General features: G+C 57.1%; 19 protein-coding genes. 5 read left to right on the top strand and 14 right to left on the bottom strand.

Annotation, left to right across the window (positions count from 1 at the left end):
* The first annotated feature begins 2 nt into the window (after positions 1–2).
* Positions 3–1,163 carry a PilT/PilU family type 4a pilus ATPase gene (locus QPL95_RS02985; RefSeq protein ID WP_303289509.1) on the top strand — a complete coding sequence of 387 codons (1,161 nt, stop codon included), beginning with the start codon at positions 3–5 and terminating at the stop codon, positions 1,161–1,163.
* Positions 1,164–1,173: 10 nt separating this feature from the next.
* Here QPL95_RS02985 and QPL95_RS02980 read toward each other — a convergent pair whose 3' ends face one another.
* The 10 genes from QPL95_RS02980 to QPL95_RS02935 form a co-directional block, all read right to left on the bottom strand.
* A complete protein-coding gene (locus QPL95_RS02980; protein WP_303289508.1) occupies positions 1,174–2,259 on the bottom strand; it encodes an MFS transporter in 1,086 nt (361 codons plus the stop codon).
* 75 nt (positions 2,260–2,334) lie between these two features.
* The gene (gene aroC, locus QPL95_RS02975; protein ID WP_303289507.1) at positions 2,335–3,429 is read right to left on the bottom strand and encodes a chorismate synthase; all 1,095 of its coding nucleotides are present in this window, start codon (positions 3,427–3,429) and stop codon (positions 2,335–2,337) included.
* Positions 3,430–3,466: 37 nt separating this feature from the next.
* Complete coding sequence (gene prmB, locus QPL95_RS02970) at positions 3,467–4,372, bottom strand: 50S ribosomal protein L3 N(5)-glutamine methyltransferase (RefSeq protein WP_303289506.1); 906 nt, start codon at positions 4,370–4,372, stop codon at positions 3,467–3,469.
* A gap of 78 nt (positions 4,373–4,450) precedes the next feature.
* Complete coding sequence (locus QPL95_RS02965; RefSeq protein WP_303289505.1) at positions 4,451–5,671, bottom strand: patatin-like phospholipase family protein; 1,221 nt, start codon at positions 5,669–5,671, stop codon at positions 4,451–4,453.
* Positions 5,672–5,676: 5 nt separating this feature from the next.
* Positions 5,677–6,588: a DUF4892 domain-containing protein gene (locus QPL95_RS02960; protein WP_303289504.1), complete on the bottom strand. Its 912-nt coding sequence runs from the start codon at positions 6,586–6,588 to the stop codon at positions 5,677–5,679.
* Positions 6,581–7,501: an alpha/beta fold hydrolase gene (locus tag QPL95_RS02955; protein WP_303289503.1), complete on the bottom strand. Its 921-nt coding sequence runs from the start codon at positions 7,499–7,501 to the stop codon at positions 6,581–6,583. Before QPL95_RS02955 ends, QPL95_RS02960 begins: the two co-directional genes overlap by 8 nt.
* Before the next feature lie 12 nt (positions 7,502–7,513).
* A complete protein-coding gene (locus tag QPL95_RS02950) occupies positions 7,514–7,864 on the bottom strand; it encodes a PilZ domain-containing protein (protein ID WP_114333655.1) in 351 nt (116 codons plus the stop codon).
* Positions 7,865–7,970: 106 nt separating this feature from the next.
* The gene (locus QPL95_RS02945; RefSeq protein ID WP_303289502.1) at positions 7,971–9,002 is read right to left on the bottom strand and encodes a DNA polymerase III subunit delta'; all 1,032 of its coding nucleotides are present in this window, start codon (positions 9,000–9,002) and stop codon (positions 7,971–7,973) included.
* Positions 8,995–11,085 carry a DUF3488 and DUF4129 domain-containing transglutaminase family protein gene (locus QPL95_RS02940; RefSeq protein WP_303289501.1) on the bottom strand — a complete coding sequence of 697 codons (2,091 nt, stop codon included), beginning with the start codon at positions 11,083–11,085 and terminating at the stop codon, positions 8,995–8,997. Before QPL95_RS02940 ends, QPL95_RS02945 begins: the two co-directional genes overlap by 8 nt.
* Entirely contained in the window at positions 11,082–12,107 is a 1,026-nt protein-coding gene (locus QPL95_RS02935) for a DUF58 domain-containing protein (RefSeq protein WP_303289725.1), read from the bottom strand. The genes QPL95_RS02940 and QPL95_RS02935 overlap by 4 nt, the downstream gene beginning before the upstream one ends.
* A gap of 237 nt (positions 12,108–12,344) precedes the next feature.
* Between QPL95_RS02935 and QPL95_RS02930 the strand changes: the two genes are divergently transcribed.
* The gene (locus QPL95_RS02930) at positions 12,345–12,959 is read left to right on the top strand and encodes a hypothetical protein (protein ID WP_303289500.1); all 615 of its coding nucleotides are present in this window, start codon (positions 12,345–12,347) and stop codon (positions 12,957–12,959) included.
* A 133-nt stretch (positions 12,960–13,092) separates the two neighbouring features.
* Here QPL95_RS02930 and QPL95_RS02925 read toward each other — a convergent pair whose 3' ends face one another.
* Both QPL95_RS02925 and QPL95_RS02920 read right to left on the bottom strand, forming a co-directional pair.
* A complete protein-coding gene (locus QPL95_RS02925; RefSeq protein ID WP_303289499.1) occupies positions 13,093–13,890 on the bottom strand; it encodes a DUF6160 family protein in 798 nt (265 codons plus the stop codon).
* A gap of 174 nt (positions 13,891–14,064) precedes the next feature.
* Entirely contained in the window at positions 14,065–14,643 is a 579-nt protein-coding gene (locus QPL95_RS02920) for a hypothetical protein (protein ID WP_303289498.1), read from the bottom strand.
* A 172-nt stretch (positions 14,644–14,815) separates the two neighbouring features.
* Here QPL95_RS02920 and pabB point away from each other — a divergent pair, with 172 nt between their 5' ends.
* Positions 14,816–16,177, top strand: coding sequence for an aminodeoxychorismate synthase component I (pabB, locus tag QPL95_RS02915; protein WP_303289497.1), 1,362 nt, complete (start codon positions 14,816–14,818; stop codon positions 16,175–16,177).
* Positions 16,178–16,226: 49 nt separating this feature from the next.
* Here pabB and thrH read toward each other — a convergent pair whose 3' ends face one another.
* Positions 16,227–16,841, bottom strand: a complete 615-nt coding sequence (gene thrH / locus QPL95_RS02910) for a bifunctional phosphoserine phosphatase/homoserine phosphotransferase ThrH (RefSeq protein ID WP_303289496.1) — start codon at positions 16,839–16,841, stop codon at positions 16,227–16,229.
* 210 nt (positions 16,842–17,051) lie between these two features.
* Between thrH and QPL95_RS02905 the strand changes: the two genes are divergently transcribed.
* Positions 17,052–17,777, top strand: a complete 726-nt coding sequence (locus tag QPL95_RS02905; protein WP_303289495.1) for a phosphoadenylyl-sulfate reductase — start codon at positions 17,052–17,054, stop codon at positions 17,775–17,777.
* Between the two features lie 62 nt (positions 17,778–17,839).
* Here the strand turns inward: QPL95_RS02905 and cysB are convergent, their stop codons facing one another.
* Positions 17,840–18,817, bottom strand: coding sequence for an HTH-type transcriptional regulator CysB (gene cysB, locus QPL95_RS02900; protein ID WP_303289494.1), 978 nt, complete (start codon positions 18,815–18,817; stop codon positions 17,840–17,842).
* A gap of 214 nt (positions 18,818–19,031) precedes the next feature.
* Between cysB and QPL95_RS02895 the strand changes: the two genes are divergently transcribed.
* The gene (locus QPL95_RS02895; protein ID WP_303289493.1) at positions 19,032–21,776 is read left to right on the top strand and encodes a LuxR C-terminal-related transcriptional regulator; all 2,745 of its coding nucleotides are present in this window, start codon (positions 19,032–19,034) and stop codon (positions 21,774–21,776) included.
* The last annotated feature ends 129 nt before the right edge of the window (positions 21,777–21,905 follow it).

The raw sequence follows: 21,905 nt of genomic DNA, 5'->3' as shown, positions 1-21,905 counted from the left end.
TCATGGGCTTTGATGACTACCTCAGAATTCTGGCCAAGCACGACGGCTCCGACCTCTATCTGAGCACCGGTGCGCCGCCTTGCGCCAAATTCCACGGCGCCCTTAAGCCCATTGACCGAACGCCATTGGCGCCGGGCGTGATCAAGGAAATTGCCTGGTCCATCATGGACGAGGAGCAGCGGGCCGAGTTTGATCAGGAGCTCGAAATGAACCTGGCCTACAGCATTCGCAATGTCGGCCGGTTCCGGATCAACATCTTCCGTCAGCGCAATGAAATCTCCATTGTCGCCCGGAACATTGTCACCGATATCCCGAACGCCGACGATCTTGGCCTGCCATCGGTTCTGAAAGACGTTGTGATGGCCAAACGTGGACTGGTGCTGTTTGTCGGCGCGACAGGCTCTGGCAAATCTACCTCTCTGGCGGCCCTGATCGACTATCGCAATACCAACTCCGCAGGCCACATCATCACCATTGAAGACCCGGTCGAATACATTCACCGGCACAAGAAGAGCATCGTGAACCAGCGGGAGGTCGGCGTAGACACCCGCAGTTTCCAGAAAGCGTTGAAGAACACCCTCCGTCAGGCCCCGGACGTCATCCTGATTGGCGAGATCCGGGATCGGGAAACCATGGAGCACGCCCTCGCCTTCGCAGAAACCGGTCACCTCTGTATATCCACCCTGCACGCCAACAACGCCAACCAGGCCCTGGACCGGATTATCAACTTCTTCCCGGAAGAGCGTCGGCCTCAGTTGTTGATGGATCTGTCGATGAACCTGCGGGCGTTTGTCTCCCAGCGTCTGATTCCGACCGTGGATAAGAAACGTACCGCCGCCATCGAGATTCTGCTGGGCACACCCACCATCAGTGAACTGATCCTCCGTGGCGAGATTGACGGCATCAAGGAAATCATGGAGAAGTCCGCCAACCTCGGCATGCAGACCTTTGACCTGGCACTCTTCAATCTCTGGAAGGACGGCAAGATCACCGAAGAAGAAGCTCTGAAAAACGCCGACTCGGCCAACAACCTGCGGCTGAAGATCAAGCTGCACGGCCAGGGCGGCTCAGCGAGTGCGGGCAGTGCGGCCGGCGCGAAGGGGCCAACGGGAAGCGGCCTGTCCCTGCAAATGGAAGACGACGAAGAAAATCCGGAACCGTAACCCTACCGGGTCACGATTCTTTTGGCGGTGGTTGCAGGCCACGCCAGGTAATCAAGATGGCGACCGCCATGGCGACAGCACCACCCCAGAAGGCCGCGGAGGTGCTGTAGCCGTCCACCAGAAAGCCCGATAGCCACGCGCCCAGTGCCCCGCCAGCCCCAAAGGTCAACCCGCTATACAGCGCCTGGCCCTGACCGTGGTGGTGCTTGCCAAAGAATCCCTGAATGTACTGCACAGACACCGCGTGTAAAGCGCCGTATGACGCCGCGTGCAGGAGCTGGGCGAAGATCAGTACCGGCACCACCGAGGTCAGCTCTGCAATCAGGCCCCAGCGAATCATGGTCAGCAACAGTGCGCCGAGGACAATCTGGCGCACCGTCAGCCGATGGGACAGCCGATGCATAACCAGAAACACAACAATCTCGGCAATAACGCCCAGTGACCACAGCAGCCCGATGGACAGCTTGCCGTAGCCATGCTGCGCGAGGTGGATACTGAAAAAGGTGTAGTAAGCCCCGTGGGATACCTGCAGCAGAAAATTCATCAGAAAGAAAGTCACCACCGCCGGGTGAGTGACGATCGCCTTCAGGCTGCCCTTCTGGGCGGGTTCTTTGCGCTCACCAGGCTCCGACGGAACCAGAAAGGCCGATACAGCAATGCCTGCGAAAACCGGCAGCAACAGCCAGGGCAGATAGCGTATCGACACCAGTTCCAGCACCCCGCCCACCAGGGCCACGGCGCCGATAAAACCCACGGAGCCCCAAAGGCGAACCTTGCCGTACTTGTCTTTGCGGGTGCCTAACGCCCGCAGCGTGATGACTTCGTAGAGCGGCAAGATGGCGTTCCAGAAAAAGGTAAACGCCAGCATCACCAGCAGCAAACCATAGAACCCCGGCTCCACAAACACGCCCGCGAAAAACAGGGAGCCGGTGATCGCCCCGAAGCGCACCAAACGAACGCGCTGGCCGGTGCGGTCACCCAGCCAGCCCCAGACACTCGGCGCGATGATCTTGGTCAGTTGAATGGTTGCCATCAGACTGGCGATTTGCAGATAGGAAAAGCCCTGCCCCTCCAGATAGAGGGACCAATAGGGCAAAAGCCCTCCAAGGAGGGCAAAGAACCAGAAGTAGAGGTTAGACAGCCGCCAGTAGATGGTGACGCCCCCCGGTGATCAGAGCTGGCCGAGAACCGGCGTGTTCACTTCCACATCGCCATTCTGGCCGCGATGGCGCAGGTAGTGATCCAGCAACACGATGGCCATCATCGCCTCGGCAATGGGCGTGGCGCGAATTCCGACACAAGGGTCGTGGCGGCCGGTGGTGATCACTTCGACAGGATTACCACTCTGATCAATACTGCGCCCGGGCAGCCGCAGGCTGGAGGTCGGTTTCAGCGCAATGCTGGCAACAATCGGTTGGCCTGAAGAAATTCCCCCCAGAACACCGCCGGCCTGATTAGTAAGAAACCCTTCCGGCGTCATTTCATCCCGGTGCTCGGTGCCCTTCTGCTCAATGCAACCGAATCCGGCCCCGATCTCGACGCCCTTGACGGCGTTGATGCTCATCAGCGCGTGAGCAAGATCGGCATCCAGCCGATCAAAAATCGGCTCGCCCAGGCCTGGTGGAACTCCCTCGGCGACCACATTGATGCGTGCACCAATCGAGTCGCCCTCTTTGCGCAGGGCGTCCATGTAGGCTTCCATCTCCAGCACCTTGTCAGCATCCGGGCAGAAAAACGGGTTCTGATGCACCTGTTCCCAGTCCAGTTTTTCAGCCTTTATCGGGCCTAGCTGTGACAGGTAACCCCGGATTCGTATACCCAGGCGTTGCTCCAGAAACTTTCGGGCTACTGCACCCGCGGCAACCCGCATGGCCGTTTCCCGGGCGGAAGACCGGCCGCCACCCCGATAATCCCGAATGCCATATTTGTGGGTGTAGGTGTAGTCCGCGTGTGCAGGGCGAAACTGTTCCGAAATCTTGGAGTAATCCTTGGAGCGCTGATCCGTATTCTCAATGATCAGGCCAATCGGTGTACCGGTGGTTTTGCCCTCGAACACACCCGACAGAATGCGCACTTCATCAGCTTCACGACGTTGAGTCGTGTGCCGGGAGGTGCCGGGTTTCCGACGGTCCAGATCGGCCTGCATATCAGCCTCGGACAGCTCCAGCCCCGGAGGACAGCCGTCAATGATGCAGCCCAGAGCCGCGCCGTGGCTTTCACCAAAGGTGGTTACGGTAAACAGCTTTCCGAAAGTATTTCCCGACATATTTCAGCACTTTATTGAGGTTTTATAATAAATAACTTCAGGCTTTTCTGGCCTGCCATTCTCGCAAATCCCGGGCCGTGATCAGGAACACTCCGTCACCACCGCTTTCAAACTCCAGCCAGGTCAGCGGGAGGTCAGGATAGGCATCATCCATGGCACCCCAGGAGTTGCCGACTTCGACAATCAGCAGGCCGTCTTCGGTCAGGTGATCCGCCGCACCGGCAATGATCCGGTGAGCAATATCCAGTCCGTCTTCGCCGGCCGCTAACCCTAGCTCTGGCTCATGGCGATATTCGTCAGGCATGTCGGCCATGTCTTCAGCATCCACGTAGGGCGGATTGCTGAGAATGACATCGTACCGGCCTTCAATATTCGCGAACACGTCTGAACGGATCGCACGTACCCGCCCCTCGAGACCGTGCAATTCGATGTTGGATTCTGCAACCGCCAGCGCATCTTCCGAAATATCGGACAGATCAACCTCAGCCTCGTCAAACACCGTTGCAGCCCCGATACCGATGCAGCCGCTGCCGGTGCACAAATCCAGAATACGGTGTACGTGGATGCCCCCCAGCCACGGCTGCAGACCGTTTTCGAGCAACTCCCCCAACGGGGATCTGGGAACCAGAACGCGCTCGTCTATGTGGAACGGCATTCCCATGAACCAACCCTCACCCAACAGGTAAGCAATCGGTACACGTTCGCTGATACGGCGATCAATACGCTCGAGGATCAGTTCCCGCTCGCTCCGGGTCAGCCTGGCGTCCAGAAACAGGTTGTTGTTTTCCAGAGGCAAATGAACGCTGCGCAGCACCAATTGAACCGCCTCGTCCCACACGTTGTCGGTGCCGTGGCCAAAGTAAAGCGGCGACGCGGCAAAACGGGAGGCGGCATACCGCAATAAATCGCGGATGGTGTGCAGATCGTCAACGGGGCTGGTCACAAATAAGCTTTCCTGATCAGAGCATTTGAGGGCGGCATTATACGCTGATTAAACACCCACCTGCAGCATTCAACCGTGTTAAAGCGCCAGGGGGCCGGAACTGCTCCGGCTGGCCTCAAAGCGATCCAGCGCCGCGATCATGCGTTCCCGGCCAAGGCGGATCAGTTCCGGCGCTTTATGGTAGTCGTAACTGCGACAGGCATTTTTCGGAATGTTGATCAGCAGATCCGGCGGATAGCCTGCTATCTTGTACTGCACCAGGGCGCTCTGCATGGTTTCGATGGTCAGGTTCATAACATCGAACTTGCCGATACCGAGCTTGTCCCAGTCTATCGTTTCATGCTCTTCCCGATGTTTGGCCCGATTAAGGTGCCGCTCATCCTCACGAGCTTTCTGCTGAGCTTCTTTTTTCTCAGTGTGGGCTTTTTTCGCCATCGCGCGGCTTATTTTCTCTTCCGGAGAATCTCCGCTATCCGGCTTTCGGGCCGCCAGGGATTTTAAGGTATCCCAGTCGAACCAGCGAGACGCCTTATCACGCATGGCGTCTACCCACTCTTCAATATCACTCGCCGAATCGTCAACAGCGGTAAAGGCGGCATCGGGAACCCGGCGCGGCTGCTCATCTTCGCCACTCAGATTCACCGCCATAACCAGATCAGCATGGGCAGAAATGGTTGGAATGATGGGCAACGGATTCAGCAGCGCACCGTCAACCAGAACCCGACCATTGAGCACTAAAGGTGTCACCACACTGGGAATCGCAATAGAGGCCCGAATGGCTTGATCCATCCGGCCCTCCTGAAACCAGATCTCCTTGTGGGCGAGGAGGTCTGTGGCAACCGCAGTGAACGCAATGGGAAGGTCCTCTATGCGGGTATCGCCCAGAATGTCCCGAACCACCGAGAATACCTTGTCGCCCCGGATAGCACCCACCGAGGTAAAGGTCACGTCCAGCAGCTTGAGCACGTCGAACTGCCCCAGGCCTGTCACCCAATCCTTGTATTCTTGCATCTTGCCGGCAGCATACATGCCGCCAACAAGCGCACCCATGGAGCAACCAGAAATCGCGACAATCTTGTAACCACGCTCATTCAACACTTCGATGGCACCCATGTGCGCATACCCGCGCGCGCCGCCGCTGCCCAGGGTGAGTGCAACGGTTTTTCCCTCGCCCGTCTTTTTGACCTCGCGCCCCACTGGCGATACGTCAGAACTGGTTACGACTGAGCTGGCACCATCGTGTACCGGCGACTGTGCCTTAGGGGCACCTCCGGTTTCCGGATGATCCTGTTCCGACATACCCATTACCTCTTGATAACCAAAACTTCCACACGATTGCCCTGACGGACAGGAGAGGCCGACTGAACAACCGGGCCAATGGCCATGATACGAATCCGGTTTCGGGAAACCCCGATTTTACCCAGCACTTCCGCCAGGGATTGCCCGGCCTGCTCCGACCGCTTGAGCGCACTATCGAGGGGCTCACCGTTCTTTAGCTCGGAAAACGCCACAAGAACAACTTCCGCTCCCTCATCGCCAGCCCACGCCTGCAGCTGGCGTCGGTCATCCGCACTGAAATCAAAGCGGAAGGTTACACCGCCCTGCCAGGGCACCACCACAGGCCCCAGTATTCGGCCACTTAATGGCTGAAATCCGGGTATATTTGCGCCCTGCTCAACGCGCAGGTGCTCAACCCAGACATACTCCCGCAGGTTACCCCGGGTAACGGTATACACCAGCGTTATCCATTGCTGCCCTCGCTCATCCACCACAGCGGCAACCGTGTAATCCTGATCCGCATCGCGCCCCAGAATCCGTGACTGATCAAAAACCTGATTTGCCCAGACGTTGCTGCGCCCACAACTGACTCCGGAGCACTCGAACAACACCTGCGCACCGCGTACCTGTAATTCACGAAGGTAATGATTGCGCGCGGCTTCCCGGCTTGCGTCACGCTCAATTTCATAAAGCAGCCCCTGACCATTGACCGGCAACCGGGCCATTACTTCTGAGCGAATCTCATTGCGAATTTCCCGGATCGGACTGAACAGGACCAGGTGGCCCGAGGACACGATATCTTTGGATGACTGAAGACGGGACTGGGGGAATGGCTCGGGGGCATTGCTCACTTCAGACGCCATGGATGGCAGGGAGACCGCAGCCAGAAACGCCGTCAATACGGCTTTGCGAAGACAGTCATTCACTCGGTCAAACATTAAAAAGAAACCTTTTTATGGCGGAAGATACCGGCGAGGTGTCTCCATCCAGATGGCAATGATGACCACCCGGCACATCCGCGATCGTTAAGTCGGGAATCAGGTCTGCGCGGCCGTCCAGCCCACGCGCACTGGCCAGCAACCCCTGCCGGGCCCGCACAAACAGCGTAGGTGTTTGAAGGGCAGCCAGCGAAGCCTGAACCTGCTCCTCCGTCATCATCAGTGCAGTGGGATGGCGCAAGCGCGCATCCGATTGCCATACGAAACCGCTCCCCTGCCGGCGCATACTTCTCGGCACCAAGGTTGCCGCGGCCTCCGCACTTAACGGGCTAAGGCCTCCTTCGCGGATCTTTGCCGCGGTCGCCACATCCGGATAGACCGCTGGCGAAGCGGATCCGTTCCGTTTTTTTTGCAACGCTCGCCGTAACTGGGGAATAGTCTCTTTGGCAGGGCGACTGAGGGCACCCAGACTGTCTATCATGACCAGGCGCCGAACCCGCTCCGGAAAAGCCGCAGCATATAGCGCACATACGATACCGCCCAGTGAATGGCCCACCAGATCCAGCGGATGCTGCTCAGCTTCGGAGAAATGCCGCTCAATCAGCTCACAGAGGTCGGCCACGTAATCCATCAGCCAATAGCCGTAACCGGGCGGGCGGTGGCCTGAATGCCCGTGGCCCGCCATATCGATGGCATGAACATTGGTGAATTCAGACAACTCCGGCGCCAACCGGGTGAAGGTCATGGCATTGTCCAGCCAGCCATGCACCATAATCACCGGAGCGCGGGTTTCGGCCTCGGCCCTGGTTCGCCAGGTCAGCCCGGCCAGGGAGAGGTTTTCAAGCGGCCAGCGAGCCTCCCGGCAACCGGCCGGAACGACGTGCCCACTGCCGGGTACCGCTGTGTTATTCATTCGAGGTGGGTCCTACATGGTGTGCGTTGGGCGGTCCGAGCTCAGAGATCCAGCCAGATACGATTCAATTTTTGTACGGGCGGTTTCGTCATCGCCGTTGAACTGAACTCCGATACCCGCTGCCCGGTTACCCTGGGCACCCTTCGGGGTGATCCAGACCACTTTTCCCGCGACCGGTATTTTCTCGGGTTCATCCATCAGGTTGAGCAACAGAAACACCTCGTCGCCCAGCTGGTATTGTTTCTGGGTCGGGATAAACAAACCGCCCTGACGAATATAAGGCATGTAGGCGGCATAAAGCACCGCTTTGTCCTTGATGGTCAGGGTGAGAATACCGCTGCGTGCTCCGAATCCGGGCCCCATATCAAACACCTTTGAATGCTAAAAGTTCCGTGACGTCATTTCGTGTTGGGATTCGCCAAGAATTCCCCGACATTTCACAATCATAGCAGCTGATCTTGCACAAAGCTCAGCTTGCCTTGCGCTTAACAGGCATCAGTTCACGCCAGGCAATCAAAAGCTGGCTTGCTTCCAGTTCCGGGCTGGCATTGTAGACCGCCGCGCTTCGGCTCTCTTTCACTTTGTCCAGAAGCTCATGGGCGCGCCAGGGTGGATTGCTGCGCGCAAGATAGCCCAGCATGTCGGCCGCTTCGGGATCTGACACCTCACCCCCGGCGCTGCACCGGGCGAGATCGGCAGCCCAGCATTCGAACAGCCAGAGTGTATCTTCCAGTCCAAGAGCCTTGAATTTTTTGGCCGCCTCACCAACGCCCACCTGCCCTTTCATAAACTGACGAAAGGCATCAAAGGCTTCGTCGCGCAGAGACAGGAAGTCGCCGGTGGCATACTCCAGTGCCAGGCGAGGAGCGTTACCGGCCAGCATCAGGCTTTTCGCCAGGACATTGGTGTCCGGACGAGCGCCGTCCTCCAGCTCCGCTACCCGGGACGCCAGCCACTGGCCGGCCTGCTCGGTAGTAGGCAGCGGAATGGTCAGCGCCTGACAGCGGGACCGGATGGTCGGCAATATCGGGCGACCACTTTCCTGCAATAGCAGCAACGTAACGTCGGGTTGGGGCTCTTCCAGGGTTTTCAGCAATGCGTTGGCGGCGTTGATGTTGAGCTGATCGGCCCGGTCAACGATGGCCACCTTGTGATGGGCCACCTGCGGTGAAGCCACTGCAAATGTGGATAACGCTCGAATCTGGTCAACTTTCACCATGCGGGACTTTTCCGGCGCATACACCCGCAAATCGGGATGGGTGCCTGCCGCCAGAAGCTCACACTGTTTGCAGTGGCCACAGGCCATTGGCGCACTTTCGCCAAGACCTACCGGCGCTTCACACAGCAGTAACCCGCCAACCGCCATGGCCCAATCCCGTTTCCCTACTCCGCGCTCCCCAACCACCAGCAAGGCATGGGGCAAGCGATCCTGCGCCAGCCGGTGCTGAACCGCGCCCCAGGCTTTGGCAAGCCAGGGCATGTCCTGTGCTATATCAGTCATCTCGGGGTGCTCGTGATACCGGTTTTCCGTAGCGCCGAAGTTGACGCTTCATGGTTTTCAGCAACCGCTTGAGGCGCTGTGAGTCTGCCGCATTCTGCCTGGCAGATGCGGAACTATAGTAATGGCTGTTAACCGCACGGGCAAAGGTCCTGGCGGTTTCAGCCACCACCGGGCGGGCGTCGGCCATCCGTTCGGCCAACACCATGGGCGTTTCACCACTTCGAACCGGAACCCCGGCCTGTTCACATAGGCGGTGCCAGGCAAACATCACCCGGCCAAAAGCATCTTGTCGCGTGCCTTTGCGCAGCGCCAGACCCGAGACAACGCCCGCAATCAACAGCGCCAGACCGACCACGCCCGCCGTAATGTAACCCAGCTCTCTCATGCCAATGCCGCCCGGCAGCCGCGACATTAGATCCATCTGGCTCTGGCCCTGATAGCCCACCACCCAGCGCTGCCACTGGTAATTTATGCGATCCAGCTGCAGCGATGCCCACTGCAGTGCCGCAAAATCGCCATAGCGTTGCGGTGACGTCAAATCGTTCTCGAGAAATGAACCTTCCTCTGCCATCGCGTCCCGAAGGCCGGATTCGATACGGCTCGGTGCGATCGCCGCCGTGGGATCAATCCGGACCCAACCCCGGCCTTCAAGCCAAACCTCCACCCAGGCGTGGGCATCATACTGACGAACAATCAGGTATTCACCGCCGGCACCCGCATCCCCGCCCTGATATCCCACCACAATACGAGACGGAATACCCGCGGCACGGAACAGAAAAGTGGCCGCTCCAGCATAGTGGGCGCAGAAGCCCCGCTTCTCGTCAAACAGCAGTGCGTCTACTCCGTCCTCCGGCATGGCAGGAGGCCTCAACGTGTAAAAATACTCCTGTTCCCGGAACCGGCGCATCAGATTGTTCACCAATTCCACCGGTGACTGGCTCGCGGCCATATCGGCGGCCAGTTCCCGGGTCCTCGGGTTACCGCCCTGCGGCAATTGTAAGTACCGGTATCGCTGAGCCGGCGCAAGCACCGGACTCGAAGGCGCCGAATCCATGGCAAGCGCAAGCCGGTAGCGGACCGGGCTGTCGGCCGGCCGGCTAAACCGAAAGAGATCTTCCCCTGCACGGAATACGTTGTCAGACGCCGCAACCGAATTATCCAGGGCAAACGCCCAGCGCTTATCGGTAGGCTCCATCAAAACATCGTATTCGTTGTCCGCCAGCGGCCCGACGCCGCCATCGGTCGCCACGCGACCCAAGCGCTGAAACGGCTCGTCATCCCTTTGGCGCCAGGTTTCACCATCCAGGTAGTCGAGAATAAGGCCGCGCCAATAACGGTCCCGGTATTCCGGGGTTGCACCCCCAAACGTCACCCGGAAGGCCCGTTCACTGCTTTGGACAAGATTGGAGATATCCCCGGGTCGCATGGTGTCTGAAATCCCACTACGGGCCTGGCCTGAAACCAGCGGCACACTCCAGAGCGGAGCCATTCGGGGGAAAAACACAAACAGCAGAACCACCACCGGAAGGGTTTTCAGCATCAGAAGCCCAAGGCGCTTCCATCCGGCCTTCAGGCTTCCCGGAAGGTCCGGCGCATTGAGAATCTGCACGCCAACCAACAAACAGCCAATGGCCCCGAAGGTCAGCAACGCCCAGAGAATGTCCTGCTGGAACAGGAAGTTCACCGCGGCAAGGTAGACCAGAATAAAAAACAGAACATAGAAGTCACGGGCGGAACGGGTTTCCAGCCATTTCAGGCCAACCGCCAGCACGAAAAAGGACGCAGCGGTATCCACCGTAAACCGCCCCTGCACGGTCGCCACATAGACCGCAATCATGACCAGCATGATACCGGTTTTCAGCCAGCGCCCCGGCAGCCGCACCCGGCCTTGCTGGGCTATCCAGCGCCAGGCCGCCAGCACCACACAGGCTGCAATCAGCCACCAGGGCAACCGATCCCACTGGGGTAGCAGTAATAACGCAAAGCTGCCAATCAACCACAACAAAGCCCCGGAAGGAATGGCCTGTGTCGGACCTTCAGCGGCATCCGAATTGCTTCGGGAAAAACGCGCAAGCAGGCTCATACCCGTTTCCCCGCAGGCTGTACGTCCAACGTCTGACGCGTACCGAATGGCAAGGCATCGTGCTCTCGCGGCGGCTGTTCACCCCAAACAGCCAATGCCCGCAGGCAGCGTTCGCCATGGGCAGCACCGGAATCCGGATCAATTACTTCGCCCGGCAGGTTCAAGCCAAACTTCGCGCCTTTCTGTACACGATCTGCCACCAACCAGGCCAGGTAGCTCAAACGGAGTTCCGCATCGGCACCCGGAAACGAATTGAAATCAAGCCAATGGGGACTACCCTGCTCTCCCTGCCAATCGGCCACCACCATCTGACCTGAGCGTGCAAAGCGCTTCCACATCACTCGCTGGCTCAAGTCACCCTCTCTCCAGGGGCGCAGATCGGCATTGTCTTGCCCAACTCTGGGCTGGGCCGCGCGCGATTCTGAGCCGTCATCCACCAGACTGCCTGCCTCCGGAGCAACCAGAGGACGCGGATAAGCGATTCCGGCCGATGACAGGCGCAACCAGGACCAGGCCTTTAACAAACCGAACGGAAAACGGGTTTCGATGCGAATCCTGTCAGGCCTCAAATAGCCCCGATGTGCAGAAGGTATCGGCAACACCAAATCGCTGGCGGCACCTGCCCGAATGTGAACACCATCAAGGCGGGAGTCCTCAACTGACAACGAGATCGCCACCGACGTGTCTTTGCCGGCACTGAGCCTCAGATAGAAAGGAACGTCGTCGCCCGCAGTGCCCTCGCCAGCACGGATCAGTGCCAGAGTCAGGCCTGACAAATTCCGGTGAGTTTGATGCATTGCCCCTACAAACACCGCACCCAGCGCAAATGTCATCAGATAAATAAGGCTGTTCTGATAGTTAATCCCGGTGATCAGCATGATCAGCAACAACACCCCGAACACCACGCCCGCGCCCGTTGGCACGATAAAAATGTTTCTCTGGCTGAACGCCTGGGTGTCAGACCTCGGAATGCGCCGGTTAATCCAACGCTGCCACCTGCTTGATATCTTCTGTTTGAGCATGCCCATCAGGCCATTGTTTCCATGAAAAGTTCATCCGTTGCTGCGACGCATCAAACCACAGTTTGCCACCCGTTATAAAACTTTACTGTTCAACTGCGGATTCTGATCACACCCGGGGCACTTTCTGGTTGAAAAACTGTCAGACAAACCGAATACTCCGATAAGGAAGCGTATTGACTGAATAATGTAGTCTCAGCCGCGCCTCTGAACTGAAACGGTAACGCAAGAGGCAATGCCATGACACGCCCATCACTGCTTGCAGCCACCATCGCGGCTACATTGGCCAGCCCCACCTGGGCCGGCGTTCAAACCATGAGCTCCGATGAAATGGTTGAAACCTACGTTGAAGATTCGGCGGTTATCGTTGTGCCGAGGGCTCAGCAAAAGTCGGATGCCGACCGTGACAAAATCATTCGGGCGCTGACCATTTCGCCTGGTGAGCCGGTGATCACGGAAGCGGAAGAAGAAGCCTACCGCGAGGCACTGCAGCGATACCTGGAAGACGGCAGAAAAGATGCGCTCACCGATGCTGAGGAAGAGTTCGTCCGCAAGGCACTGCTGCTGCCCATCGATGAGCTAGCACGGGTTCAGCCGCCGGCGGATTTTACGCCGCGCACTCTGCCACTGATCTTTGGTCAGCGGCCAGAAATTCCGGACGAACCCTTCACCCAGACGTTCCTGAACGATCAGCTGGGCATTGGTTTTGACGGGCAGAACCTGAACTTCAGCATCGGCAACCCACCGGGCATCGACCGCATCCAGATTCCCGAGGCCATCAACGAAGGCCCTATTACCCTGACCCCAAGGCCTGGTGGTGGGTTTGATATGTCTATTCAGGTACCGGACCGCTAAAGCAGCTATCCAGGCCCTGTCATAAAAAACGGCAACCATCTCGGGTTGCCGTTTTTTTGCCTGAGTTTCAGGCAGACAAAAAAACGCCCCGCAGAGCGGGGCGTTTTATCACCAGTTTAGCAATCAGATAAGATTACTTACCGTAGACTGCCAGCTTGGTGTTGGAGATGGTCAGGTTATTCAGAGCAACCGAACCGATAGAGGTTCCGCCGATCTCGATAGCACCGATGTTCATATCCATGGTGATGTCGTTGATGTCGATGCGCAGAACGTCAGTCGCGGTAGAAGTACCAAGACCGTTGCCTTTGTATACATCTACGTCGGCCACAGCGAAGTTATCAGTCATTGGGTTGCCAGACTGCTCAAAGAACGTACCACCCATGATGGCCATGTCGCGGATACCAACGCCGAGGAATTCAACGTCGAAGTCCATGTCTACAACGTTGAACGCAACGTCCAGCTGCAGTTGGTCAGTCGCGGTATCAACACGAATGTCCAGCTGGGCCAGGTTACCATAGCCGCTCAGGTTGGAAACCAGAGTAGTGCTTTGGCTACCGTCAGCAGCAACCAGCTCCATTGATCCTGCGGTCATACCCCAGTCGATCGGAGCGCCGGAAAGTGACCTAACGTGGATAAACGCGTCGCCGTCAGCTTCAACGTCGATATCGATTGCCAAGTCGTCCAACAGGTTGGTGCCAGTACCGCCAGCAACGCCGGAACCACCAATCTGAATGTTGTTAACATTGAAGGAACCTTCGTCCGTGTAGGTGAAGGTGCCGATGCTAACCTGGGTTTCCAGTTCGATGGTCACACCAGCCTGACCGGTGATGTTACCCATGGCGCTGTCGTCCATGGCTTTCAGGTCAGCGTGAGCTGCAAACGGAGCAGCAGCAATAGCAGTTACCAGAGCAATTTTTTTCAGGCCTTTCATTTTATTCTCCTTGTGAAACTCATTTTATTCTTGTGCGAGTTTTTTATTGGTGTGGAGCGTGTTACCCCACACCTCCATTTAAGATTGTTTTACAGTCCTAATCCGTGACCCCATTCACAATCTCTTACCTAAGCCTTACATTTGGAAACAAACATCGAAGAGTTCGCATTTTGCTCAGGAATCATCCTCTTTGGCATCATAAAACCATTGAAACCGCTTCTTTTGGGTGACCGGCTCGGCCCAGGAAATATCACTGCCCTCAACCTCATAACCAATAACTTTGTTACCGGATACACCCAGTCGGTGCTCGTGTTCAATCACCAGTACCTCGGTGTCGGTTTCTTCGTTCAACCGCCCGGTATAGAGAATCGCAGCCGCATTGATTTCGCCCTTTCTGGCCACCGATTTCAGCGCAGCACGATACATGACGATTCGTGAGGCCGCCGGAATACCCTCGGCCTGACTGTCCATATTGATACGCTTGACGGTTTCACCGTCTTTCATCAACATCCAGGCGGCCGGCATATTGGGCTCGGCATCGCGAATGACGGCCTCATACTCAGCCGTTGCCTCATCAGACAGACGAATCAACTGCTGTTGGGCGGTGGCCAGGATAACAGCCAGTTCGTCTTTGGAAATTTCCCCGTCAGCCAGCTGGCCATCCTTCGGTAATCCCTGGGCAAACGAAACCGAAGCCCCCAGTGCAAACAGAGTGAAGGTAGCCGCCAGTGCGTGCTTTCTGATTCTGAACATAGGATTACTTCCATTATTGTTGTGCGAATTTCCGGCTCACGGGCGTAAAAGCGGTTAAAATACCGGCCGGCCCGATCACTAAGGACCAACTATTAGATCAGTGCGTGGCCCGAACGGACAACGTTCATTTTGTGCAGTGTTTATCATTCTTCCAATTTTTAACGGAGGTACCTTGGCCCTTCCCCTCTGCCAGCCCCTTTCCAGAGACCAGTACGCCCGGCTTTGCGGCCATGCCTCAGCTCAGCAGGACTTTGTATTTCTGGGCAGCCGGGCAAACGCTGGCAGCCGCGGCGGTGCGCGGGGATTTTCCAGCAACGCCACAGAGCGCATGGACATCCGGGCCACGGCGAACAATGGGCTGGACACCACCCGGCTGGCCAAGGCCATGGAAACACTCGGCGCGCCATACCAGCTTTCTCAACCTAACCTGGCAGAACCAACTTTCCCACTGGTCGGCGGCTGGGTTGGCCACATCGCCTATGAGTTCGGTTATGCCCGCGAGCCCCGCCTGCACCGTCTCGTGAATGAACTGCCCTATCCGCTGCTGTTCGCCGGGCTCTACTTATGGTTTGCCAGTGAAGATCTGGCGTCGGGCAAGTGTTTTTTGTGGGTACACCCAAAACTTCCTGAGCCACAACAGCAGCAATTGATTGACTGGCTCGAGGACACCGAAACAACCTCTTCTGGCGCCTGGACAATCGACGCCACGTTTCGCGCCACTCAGACGGCAGACTCGTTTCGACACAAAGTAGAACAGGTCCGGGAGTATATTCAGGCTGGCGATTGTTATCAGGCGAACCTGTCTCAGGCGTTTGAAGGTCACTTTAAAGGGGAACCATGGGAGGCCTTCACGGCATTAACCCGGGCCAACCCCACACCCTACGCAGCCTTCCTCAAGTTCGAAGGCCGCGCCGTTATGTCAGTCTCTCCGGAGCGTTTTCTGGATATCCGCAATGGTGAGATCCGCACTAGCCCCATCAAGGGCACCCGGCGCCGGGGCATGAATCCGGAGCAGGATTCTGCACTGGCTGATGAATTGCTGGGATCAGAGAAAGACCGCGCGGAAAACCTGATGATCGTTGACCTGCTTCGAAACGATCTCAGCGTTAACGCCAAGCCCGGCTCGGTTCAGGTTGAGGCGCTTTTTGCACTGGAATCCTATGAGAACGTTCACCATCTGGTAAGCCACATCCGCGCCCAATTGAAACCGGATGTAAGCCCGCTACAAGCCCTGTTTGACGCTTTCCCGGGAGGGTCCATTACCGGCGCCCCGAAAATCCGGGCCATGGAGATTATCAACGAACTGGAACCCCACTGGCGCGGACCCTATTGCGGGTCGGTATTCTATTACGGGCTGGATGGTCGGCTGGATAGCAATATCGCCATTCGCACCCTGCTCTGCGAGGCGGACGGCAGCATTCGGTGCTGGGGTGGCGGTGGGATTGTGGCGGATTCGGATCCCGAAGCGGAGTATCAGGAAACCCTGACCAAGGTAAAGCCGCTGATGGACTTTCTGGAGCAGCTGAAGGTGTAGTCTGTGCCGCTGGATTTAGAGCAGCGGCACAGACCGGAAAGCCTAAAAATCAGACGCTGTGAATGGCGCTGGCTTTCAGGAATTCCTGCCTCAGGTCATCAAAGGTGTGCACCGCCGGGAACTGCGGGAATTCATCGATCACGTTCTGGGGCGCGTGGAACAGTATACCGGCTTCGGCCTGGCCCAGCATGGTGGTGTCGTTATAGGAATCACCGGCCGCAATCACACGGTAGTTCAGCAACTGGAACGCGCGGACAGACTGGCGCTTGGGGTCGCGTTGGCGCAGCAGGTAGTTGGTGATCTGGCCGTTTTCGGCCACTTCAAGCTTGTGACACAGCAAGGCCGGGTAGCCCAGTTTCTTCATCAGCGGCATGGCGAATTCATAGAAAGTGTCAGACAGGATAACCACCTGAAAACGCTCACGCAGCCAGTCCAGAAACTCTCGGGCGCCAGGCAGCGGGTCCAGGGTGCCAATCACTTCCTGTATTTCCGGCAAACCGTAGCCATGCTCATCCAGAATGCGCAGGCGCTGCTTCATCAGCACGTCGTAGTCAGGAATATCCCGGGTGGTCGCCTTGAGCTCTTCAATGCCGGTTTTTTCTGCAAATGCGATCCAGATTTCCGGGATCAATACGCCCTCAAGGTCAAGACATGCGAGTTCCACAACGGTCTCCTGATAACTGTAAAATGGTAACGGCGCAACAAGTGGCCGGATGATCTGCCGCGTATGATATGAAAAACCGCGCGGGAATGCATCGTGAATCCCCCAGTAATTCCAGCCAACGAGGCATAAACATATAGTTGGTCATTCCTTCAGGTTATGAACAATTTGGTGTTAGCCTACCGGTAAATAGACAAGCCATACTGGAACAACATGACTGATATTGATGCCCTGCGCACTGAACTGGATGGCCAAAGCCCCCGAGCCATTATCAAGGCGGCCCTGGCGAAGTATGACAACATTGCCATTTCGTTCAGCGGTGCTGAAGACGTTGTGCTGATCGAGCTGGCCCACAAGCTGACGGACAACCTGCGGGTGTTCACCCTGGATACCGGAAGGCTGCACCCGGAAACCTACGAATTCATTGAGAAAGTCCGCCAGCATTACGGTATCACCATAGAAGTGCTGTTTCCGGAATCCGAGGCCGTGCAAAATCTGGTCAATCAAAAGGGCCTATTCAGCTTTTACGAAGACGGTCATTCCGAATGCTGTGGCATACGAAAGGTTGCGCCGCTTCGGAAGAAACTGGCCACCGTGGATGCCTGGATTACCGGCCAGCGGCGGGATCAAAGCCCTGGCACCCGCAACGACGTGCCGGTTGTTCAGGTCGATTCCGCCTTCTCAGGCGCTGACCACACCCTGGTAAAGTTCAATCCGCTGGCCAACTGGAGCTCAAAGGACGTCTGGGATTACATCCGAATGTCGGAAGCGCCATACAACAAGCTCCATGAGCAAGGCTTTATCAGCATTGGCTGCCAGCCTTGCACCCGGCCGGTTCTGCCAGGTCAGCATGAACGCGAAGGCCGCTGGTGGTGGGAAGAAGCTACCCACAAAGAATGTGGTTTGCATGCCGGAAACCTGATTGGCAAATCCGGTTGACCGGTTCAGAAGGTAAAAAGCCCGCCTGTCATCGCTGACGGCGGGCTTTTCTGTAGGCGGACTCAGTAAGTTGGCAGTTCGATATCCTTGAACAACGCCTGAATCTCACTGCGGCTGCCCTGATGCGCCACCACCCGATCAACCATTTCCTTGGTCAGGTGTGGAGCAAACCGGCGCATAAAGTCGTACATGTAACCCCGCAGGAAGGTTCCTTTACGGAAGCCAAGCCTCGTCACCGAGGCCCGGAACAGCTTGCTGGCATCCAACGCAACAAGGTCTGTATCGACTTTCGGGTCATAAGCCATGCTGGCAATGATCCCGACACCCAGGCCCAGCCTGACGTAGGTTTTGATGACATCCGCATCGGCTGCGGTAAACACCACTTTCGGCGTCAACCCACGGGACTGGAACGCTTCATCCAACTTGGAGCGGCCAGTGAAGCCAAACACATACGTGACCAGCTGGTACTCGGCCAGCTCTTCCAGCGTCAGGGGCTGGCCCTTGGCCAAAGGGTGATCTTTCGGGACCACCACACAGCGGTTCCATTTATAACAAGGCATCATGATCAGATCATTGAACAGATCCATGCCTTCCGTTGCAATGGCGAAGTCGACAGCACCGTTCGCCGCCATTTCCGAAATCTGCATGGGCGTACCCTGGTGCATGTGTAGGGAAACGTCCGGGTATTCCTCAATAAAGCCCTGAATCACCGGGGGCAACGCATAGCGTGCCTGAGTGTGGGTTGTCGCAATGCTCAGGTCGCCCTTGCGCTGGTTGCTGAATTCCTGAGCGATCTTCTTGATACCTTCCACCCGACGCAGAATTTCGCCCGCTTCGCGAATAATGATTTCTCCGCCGGGGGTAATACGGGTCAGGTGCTTGCCACTTCGGGCGAACACCTCCAGCCCAAGCTCATCTTCCAGCAAACGAATCTGTTTGGAGATCCCCGGCTGAGAGGTAAAAAGGCTCTGGGCAGTAGCGGACACGTTAAGATCATGGTGCGCAACTTCCCAGATATAACGCAGCTGTTGTAGTTTCATTAAATCTGTCGCTCCCTGAGTAAGCCTATAGCCGGATAATACGCATAAAAAACGTAATTTTCATTCTTTTAGGGCATACATCGATATATGTAATCAGTGTAGACCAAATCCTTGCTTTCGCTGCCAGGCCAAAGCGTTGCGTCACCACAGCCCTTGACTTGAGCGTGACAAAGCACACAATCGCTTATCTATATTGCTCCGAATCTGTGAAACCATGCTGTTAACCACAAAATTCCTCAGGCCCTCCCCCGACCCGCGAGCGGTCCGGCGCGAACGACTGGATACGTTGCTTGAGCCAGAAGCAAGCAAACGGCTCAACCTGGTGATTGCTCCGGCCGGCTTCGGCAAAACCACGCTGGTTAGCCAATGGTGCGCGCGCAACAGTACCCGCACAGCCTGGTTGTCACTTGACGAACACGATGACCAGCCCCGGCAATTCTGGCAGTACCTGATCGGGGCGTTTGAACATTCCGGGTTGATGGGCCTTGAGGATGCAAAAAAACATCTTTCCCGGGAAGCGGGTGATGACCTGACCGCAGCCATCACCAGCCTGATCAACGCGCTTACGGAAGAAGGCTCGCCCTGGTTCCTGGTTCTGGATGACTACCATGTTATCGCCAACGACACCATTCACCGGCAACTGGCCTGGTTTATGGATTATCTGCCGCCCGGCATGCTGGTAACCCTCGCCTCCCGTACTGAGCCCCCTTTGCCTCTGGCCCGATGGCGTGTTCGACGGCAGGTACAGGATGTGCACCCGGGCCTGCTCGCGTTTTCAGAAGACGAATGTCGATCGTTTTTCCGGGAAACCATGGCGATGGATCTGCCGGAACAGGAAATCCGCGCCATATGCCGGCGCACCGAGGGTTGGGTCGCAGCCATGCAGTTATCGGCCCTGTCAGGCAAAACCGTTGCCGGGCAACAGGGTCAGAGCACGCTGACACATCCCGTAGCGCCTGAAGGCAAACTGATCAGCGACTACGTACTGACGGAAGTGCTTCAGCAATTACCGGATGAGCTGACCGGATTCCTGCTGGAGACCGCCTGCTGCCCTCGGCTTTGCGCCTCCCTGTGCAATTCGATACGCGAGCGGGAAGACAGTCAGGACATGCTCACTACCCTGCTGGCCCAGAACCTGTTTCTGATCCCACTGGACAATCGCAATGAGTGGTTCCGCTATCACGATCTGTTCCGGGAAGCACTGCTGCAGCGCATGCGCACCCTTGACCCCGACAGGGCAGCAGTACTTCAGTCCAGAACCATTGACTGGCTGCTGAAACACGGCCATTTGCAGGAAGCCATTGCACAGATCGTCAGCAGCAAAGAGACCGACAAACTGGCGCGGGTGCTGGCTGAGCATGGCAATCACCTGATCCACGGGGGCTTTCATCTGCCGGTTCTGGAGTGGCTGAACGCCATTCCTGCAGACCGTGTTCAGGAAAGCCCCCAATTGATGATGCTGCGGATCTGGGGCCTGTACTTTGCCAACCGTGTCGACGGGCTTGAGCCACTGCTCACCGAAGTAGAGGATCTGCTGGATCGTCGCGTAGCAGACTCCCACCCGGATGCCGAGGGTGCCCTGGCGATACACAGCGAACTGTCCCTTGTCCGCTCCTACCTGGCTCGCACCCGAAACGATGAAAAGAATGCCTCAGATCTGACGCGCCAGGTTCTCAAAGACATTGACCAGATTCAGATCCCACTGAAATCGGTAACCTACTACGGCCTGGGCCTGGATTATTTTGGCAAAGGCGAACTGAACGAAGCCCAGGAAGCCCTGGAAACCGCGGTTCATTATGGCCAGATTGAACGCAAGCCAAGTACCGTACTGTCGTCGGGCGGGCTGCTGTCGTGGATTCAGTACAACCGGGGCGACACCGAGCTGGCGCTGGAAACCACGACGCGAATTCGGCGCTGGGTGGATGAACACTATTCCGATCCCAGCCAACCCCGGTTGATTTCCTGCTGGCAGAATTCGGCTCTTACACAGATTTACCGGGAGCGAAATGAGCCAGAGGTTGCCGCCGGTTACCTCTCCCCCTTACTTGAGCATGTCGAAAATGGCACAGAGCCCGGCCAGCATGTCGTAATCCAGTATGTGCGGGGACATCTGGCCTTCAGCGAGGGGCGGTACGAGGAAGCTATCGAAGCACTGGAAGATGCTGTCGCCGTGGGCCGCAAGCGGCGGGAACATATTGTCTTCGAGCCACCGGCTGTTTCAGCTTTGCTTGCGCGTTGTTATCTGGCCACGGGCCACCAGGGCAAAGCGATGCACAGCCTGCAGCCAGAGCTTGAACAACCGGCAACCAATCCGTTGAACCGCGAACAGAACCAGATTGCCCTGGCCAGAGTGCAGATGGCCAACGGGCACTATCGGCAGGCTCAGGATACGCTCTCAGCGCTGATTCCTGTCGCTGAGCGCAACGCCCATAACCGTCATCTGGTTGAGATTTTGCTGGTTTATGCCGAAGCACTTGCCGCGGAAGATCGTTGTGACGAATCCGCAGCCATGCTGGAGCGGGCTCTGGACAAAGCCGAGAGCGCCGGTTTCCTGCGTTTGTTTGCCGAGGAAAGCGAAGCCATCCGGGACACACTGCTCGATTTGCCCCGGCTCAGAACCCCCGGCCGCTGGAATCGTGAGCTTCTGACGATGTTAAGGCACAAGCGAGCCGGAAACCCGAACCCAAAGGTCGCTGTTGCCGCACCTACGCCCGACGCCTTGGTTGAAAAAACGAACGCTCCTGAAGCAGATACTTTGCTGGAACCCCTGAGCCTCAGGGAGCAGGAAGTGTTGCAACTGATTAATCAGGGGCTGGCGAACAAAGATATTGCCGCGCAGATGTCGGTTGCGCCCGCCACGGTGAAAGCCCACATTCGTAATCTCTATGGCAAGCTGGGCGTGGGTCGCCGAACCGAGGCTCTGGCAAGGGCCCGGGAGCTTGGGCTGCTGGCAGACTGACCATAAATGTGACGGCGGTCTCATTTTTCCTGAATTAAGCCTTCCCTCTACGCCCTTTGGACGATCCGCTTACGCCCCCTTAAGCCCTATTATTTAACCATCGTGAGGTTAACGCCTTACGCGAATTCT

The sequence above is a fragment of the Marinobacter sp. SS5-14b genome (assembly GCF_030541005.1).
Taxonomy (GTDB): Bacteria; Pseudomonadota; Gammaproteobacteria; order Pseudomonadales; family Oleiphilaceae; genus Marinobacter.
The sequence above is the reverse complement of the archived record's forward strand: the minus strand, read 5'-3'. Positions and strand labels throughout refer to the sequence as shown.

Excerpts from the sequence above, each read along its gene's own strand:
- QPL95_RS02985 (WP_303289509.1), top strand. The coding sequence starts at position 3 with ATGGGCTTTGATGACTACCTCAGAATTCTGGCCAAGCACGACGGCTCC.
- aroC (WP_303289507.1), bottom strand. The coding sequence starts at position 3,429 with ATGTCGGGAAATACTTTCGGAAAGCTGTTTACCGTAACCACCTTTGGT.
- QPL95_RS02965 (WP_303289505.1), bottom strand. The coding sequence starts at position 5,671 with ATGTCGGAACAGGATCATCCGGAAACCGGAGGTGCCCCTAAGGCACAG.
- QPL95_RS02960 (WP_303289504.1), bottom strand. The coding sequence starts at position 6,588 with ATGTTTGACCGAGTGAATGACTGTCTTCGCAAAGCCGTATTGACGGCG.
- QPL95_RS02955 (WP_303289503.1), bottom strand. The coding sequence starts at position 7,501 with ATGAATAACACAGCGGTACCCGGCAGTGGGCACGTCGTTCCGGCCGGT.
- QPL95_RS02950 (WP_114333655.1), bottom strand. The coding sequence starts at position 7,864 with ATGGGGCCCGGATTCGGAGCACGCAGCGGTATTCTCACCCTGACCATC.
- QPL95_RS02945 (WP_303289502.1), bottom strand. The coding sequence starts at position 9,002 with ATGACTGATATAGCACAGGACATGCCCTGGCTTGCCAAAGCCTGGGGC.
- QPL95_RS02940 (WP_303289501.1), bottom strand. The coding sequence starts at position 11,085 with ATGAGCCTGCTTGCGCGTTTTTCCCGAAGCAATTCGGATGCCGCTGAA.
- QPL95_RS02935 (WP_303289725.1), bottom strand. The coding sequence starts at position 12,107 with ATGCTCAAACAGAAGATATCAAGCAGGTGGCAGCGTTGGATTAACCGG.
- QPL95_RS02930 (WP_303289500.1), top strand. The coding sequence starts at position 12,345 with ATGACACGCCCATCACTGCTTGCAGCCACCATCGCGGCTACATTGGCC.
- QPL95_RS02925 (WP_303289499.1), bottom strand. The coding sequence starts at position 13,890 with ATGAAAGGCCTGAAAAAAATTGCTCTGGTAACTGCTATTGCTGCTGCT.
- QPL95_RS02920 (WP_303289498.1), bottom strand. The coding sequence starts at position 14,643 with ATGTTCAGAATCAGAAAGCACGCACTGGCGGCTACCTTCACTCTGTTT.
- QPL95_RS02905 (WP_303289495.1), top strand. The coding sequence starts at position 17,052 with ATGACTGATATTGATGCCCTGCGCACTGAACTGGATGGCCAAAGCCCC.
- cysB (WP_303289494.1), bottom strand. The coding sequence starts at position 18,817 with ATGAAACTACAACAGCTGCGTTATATCTGGGAAGTTGCGCACCATGAT.
- QPL95_RS02895 (WP_303289493.1), top strand. The coding sequence starts at position 19,032 with ATGCTGTTAACCACAAAATTCCTCAGGCCCTCCCCCGACCCGCGAGCG.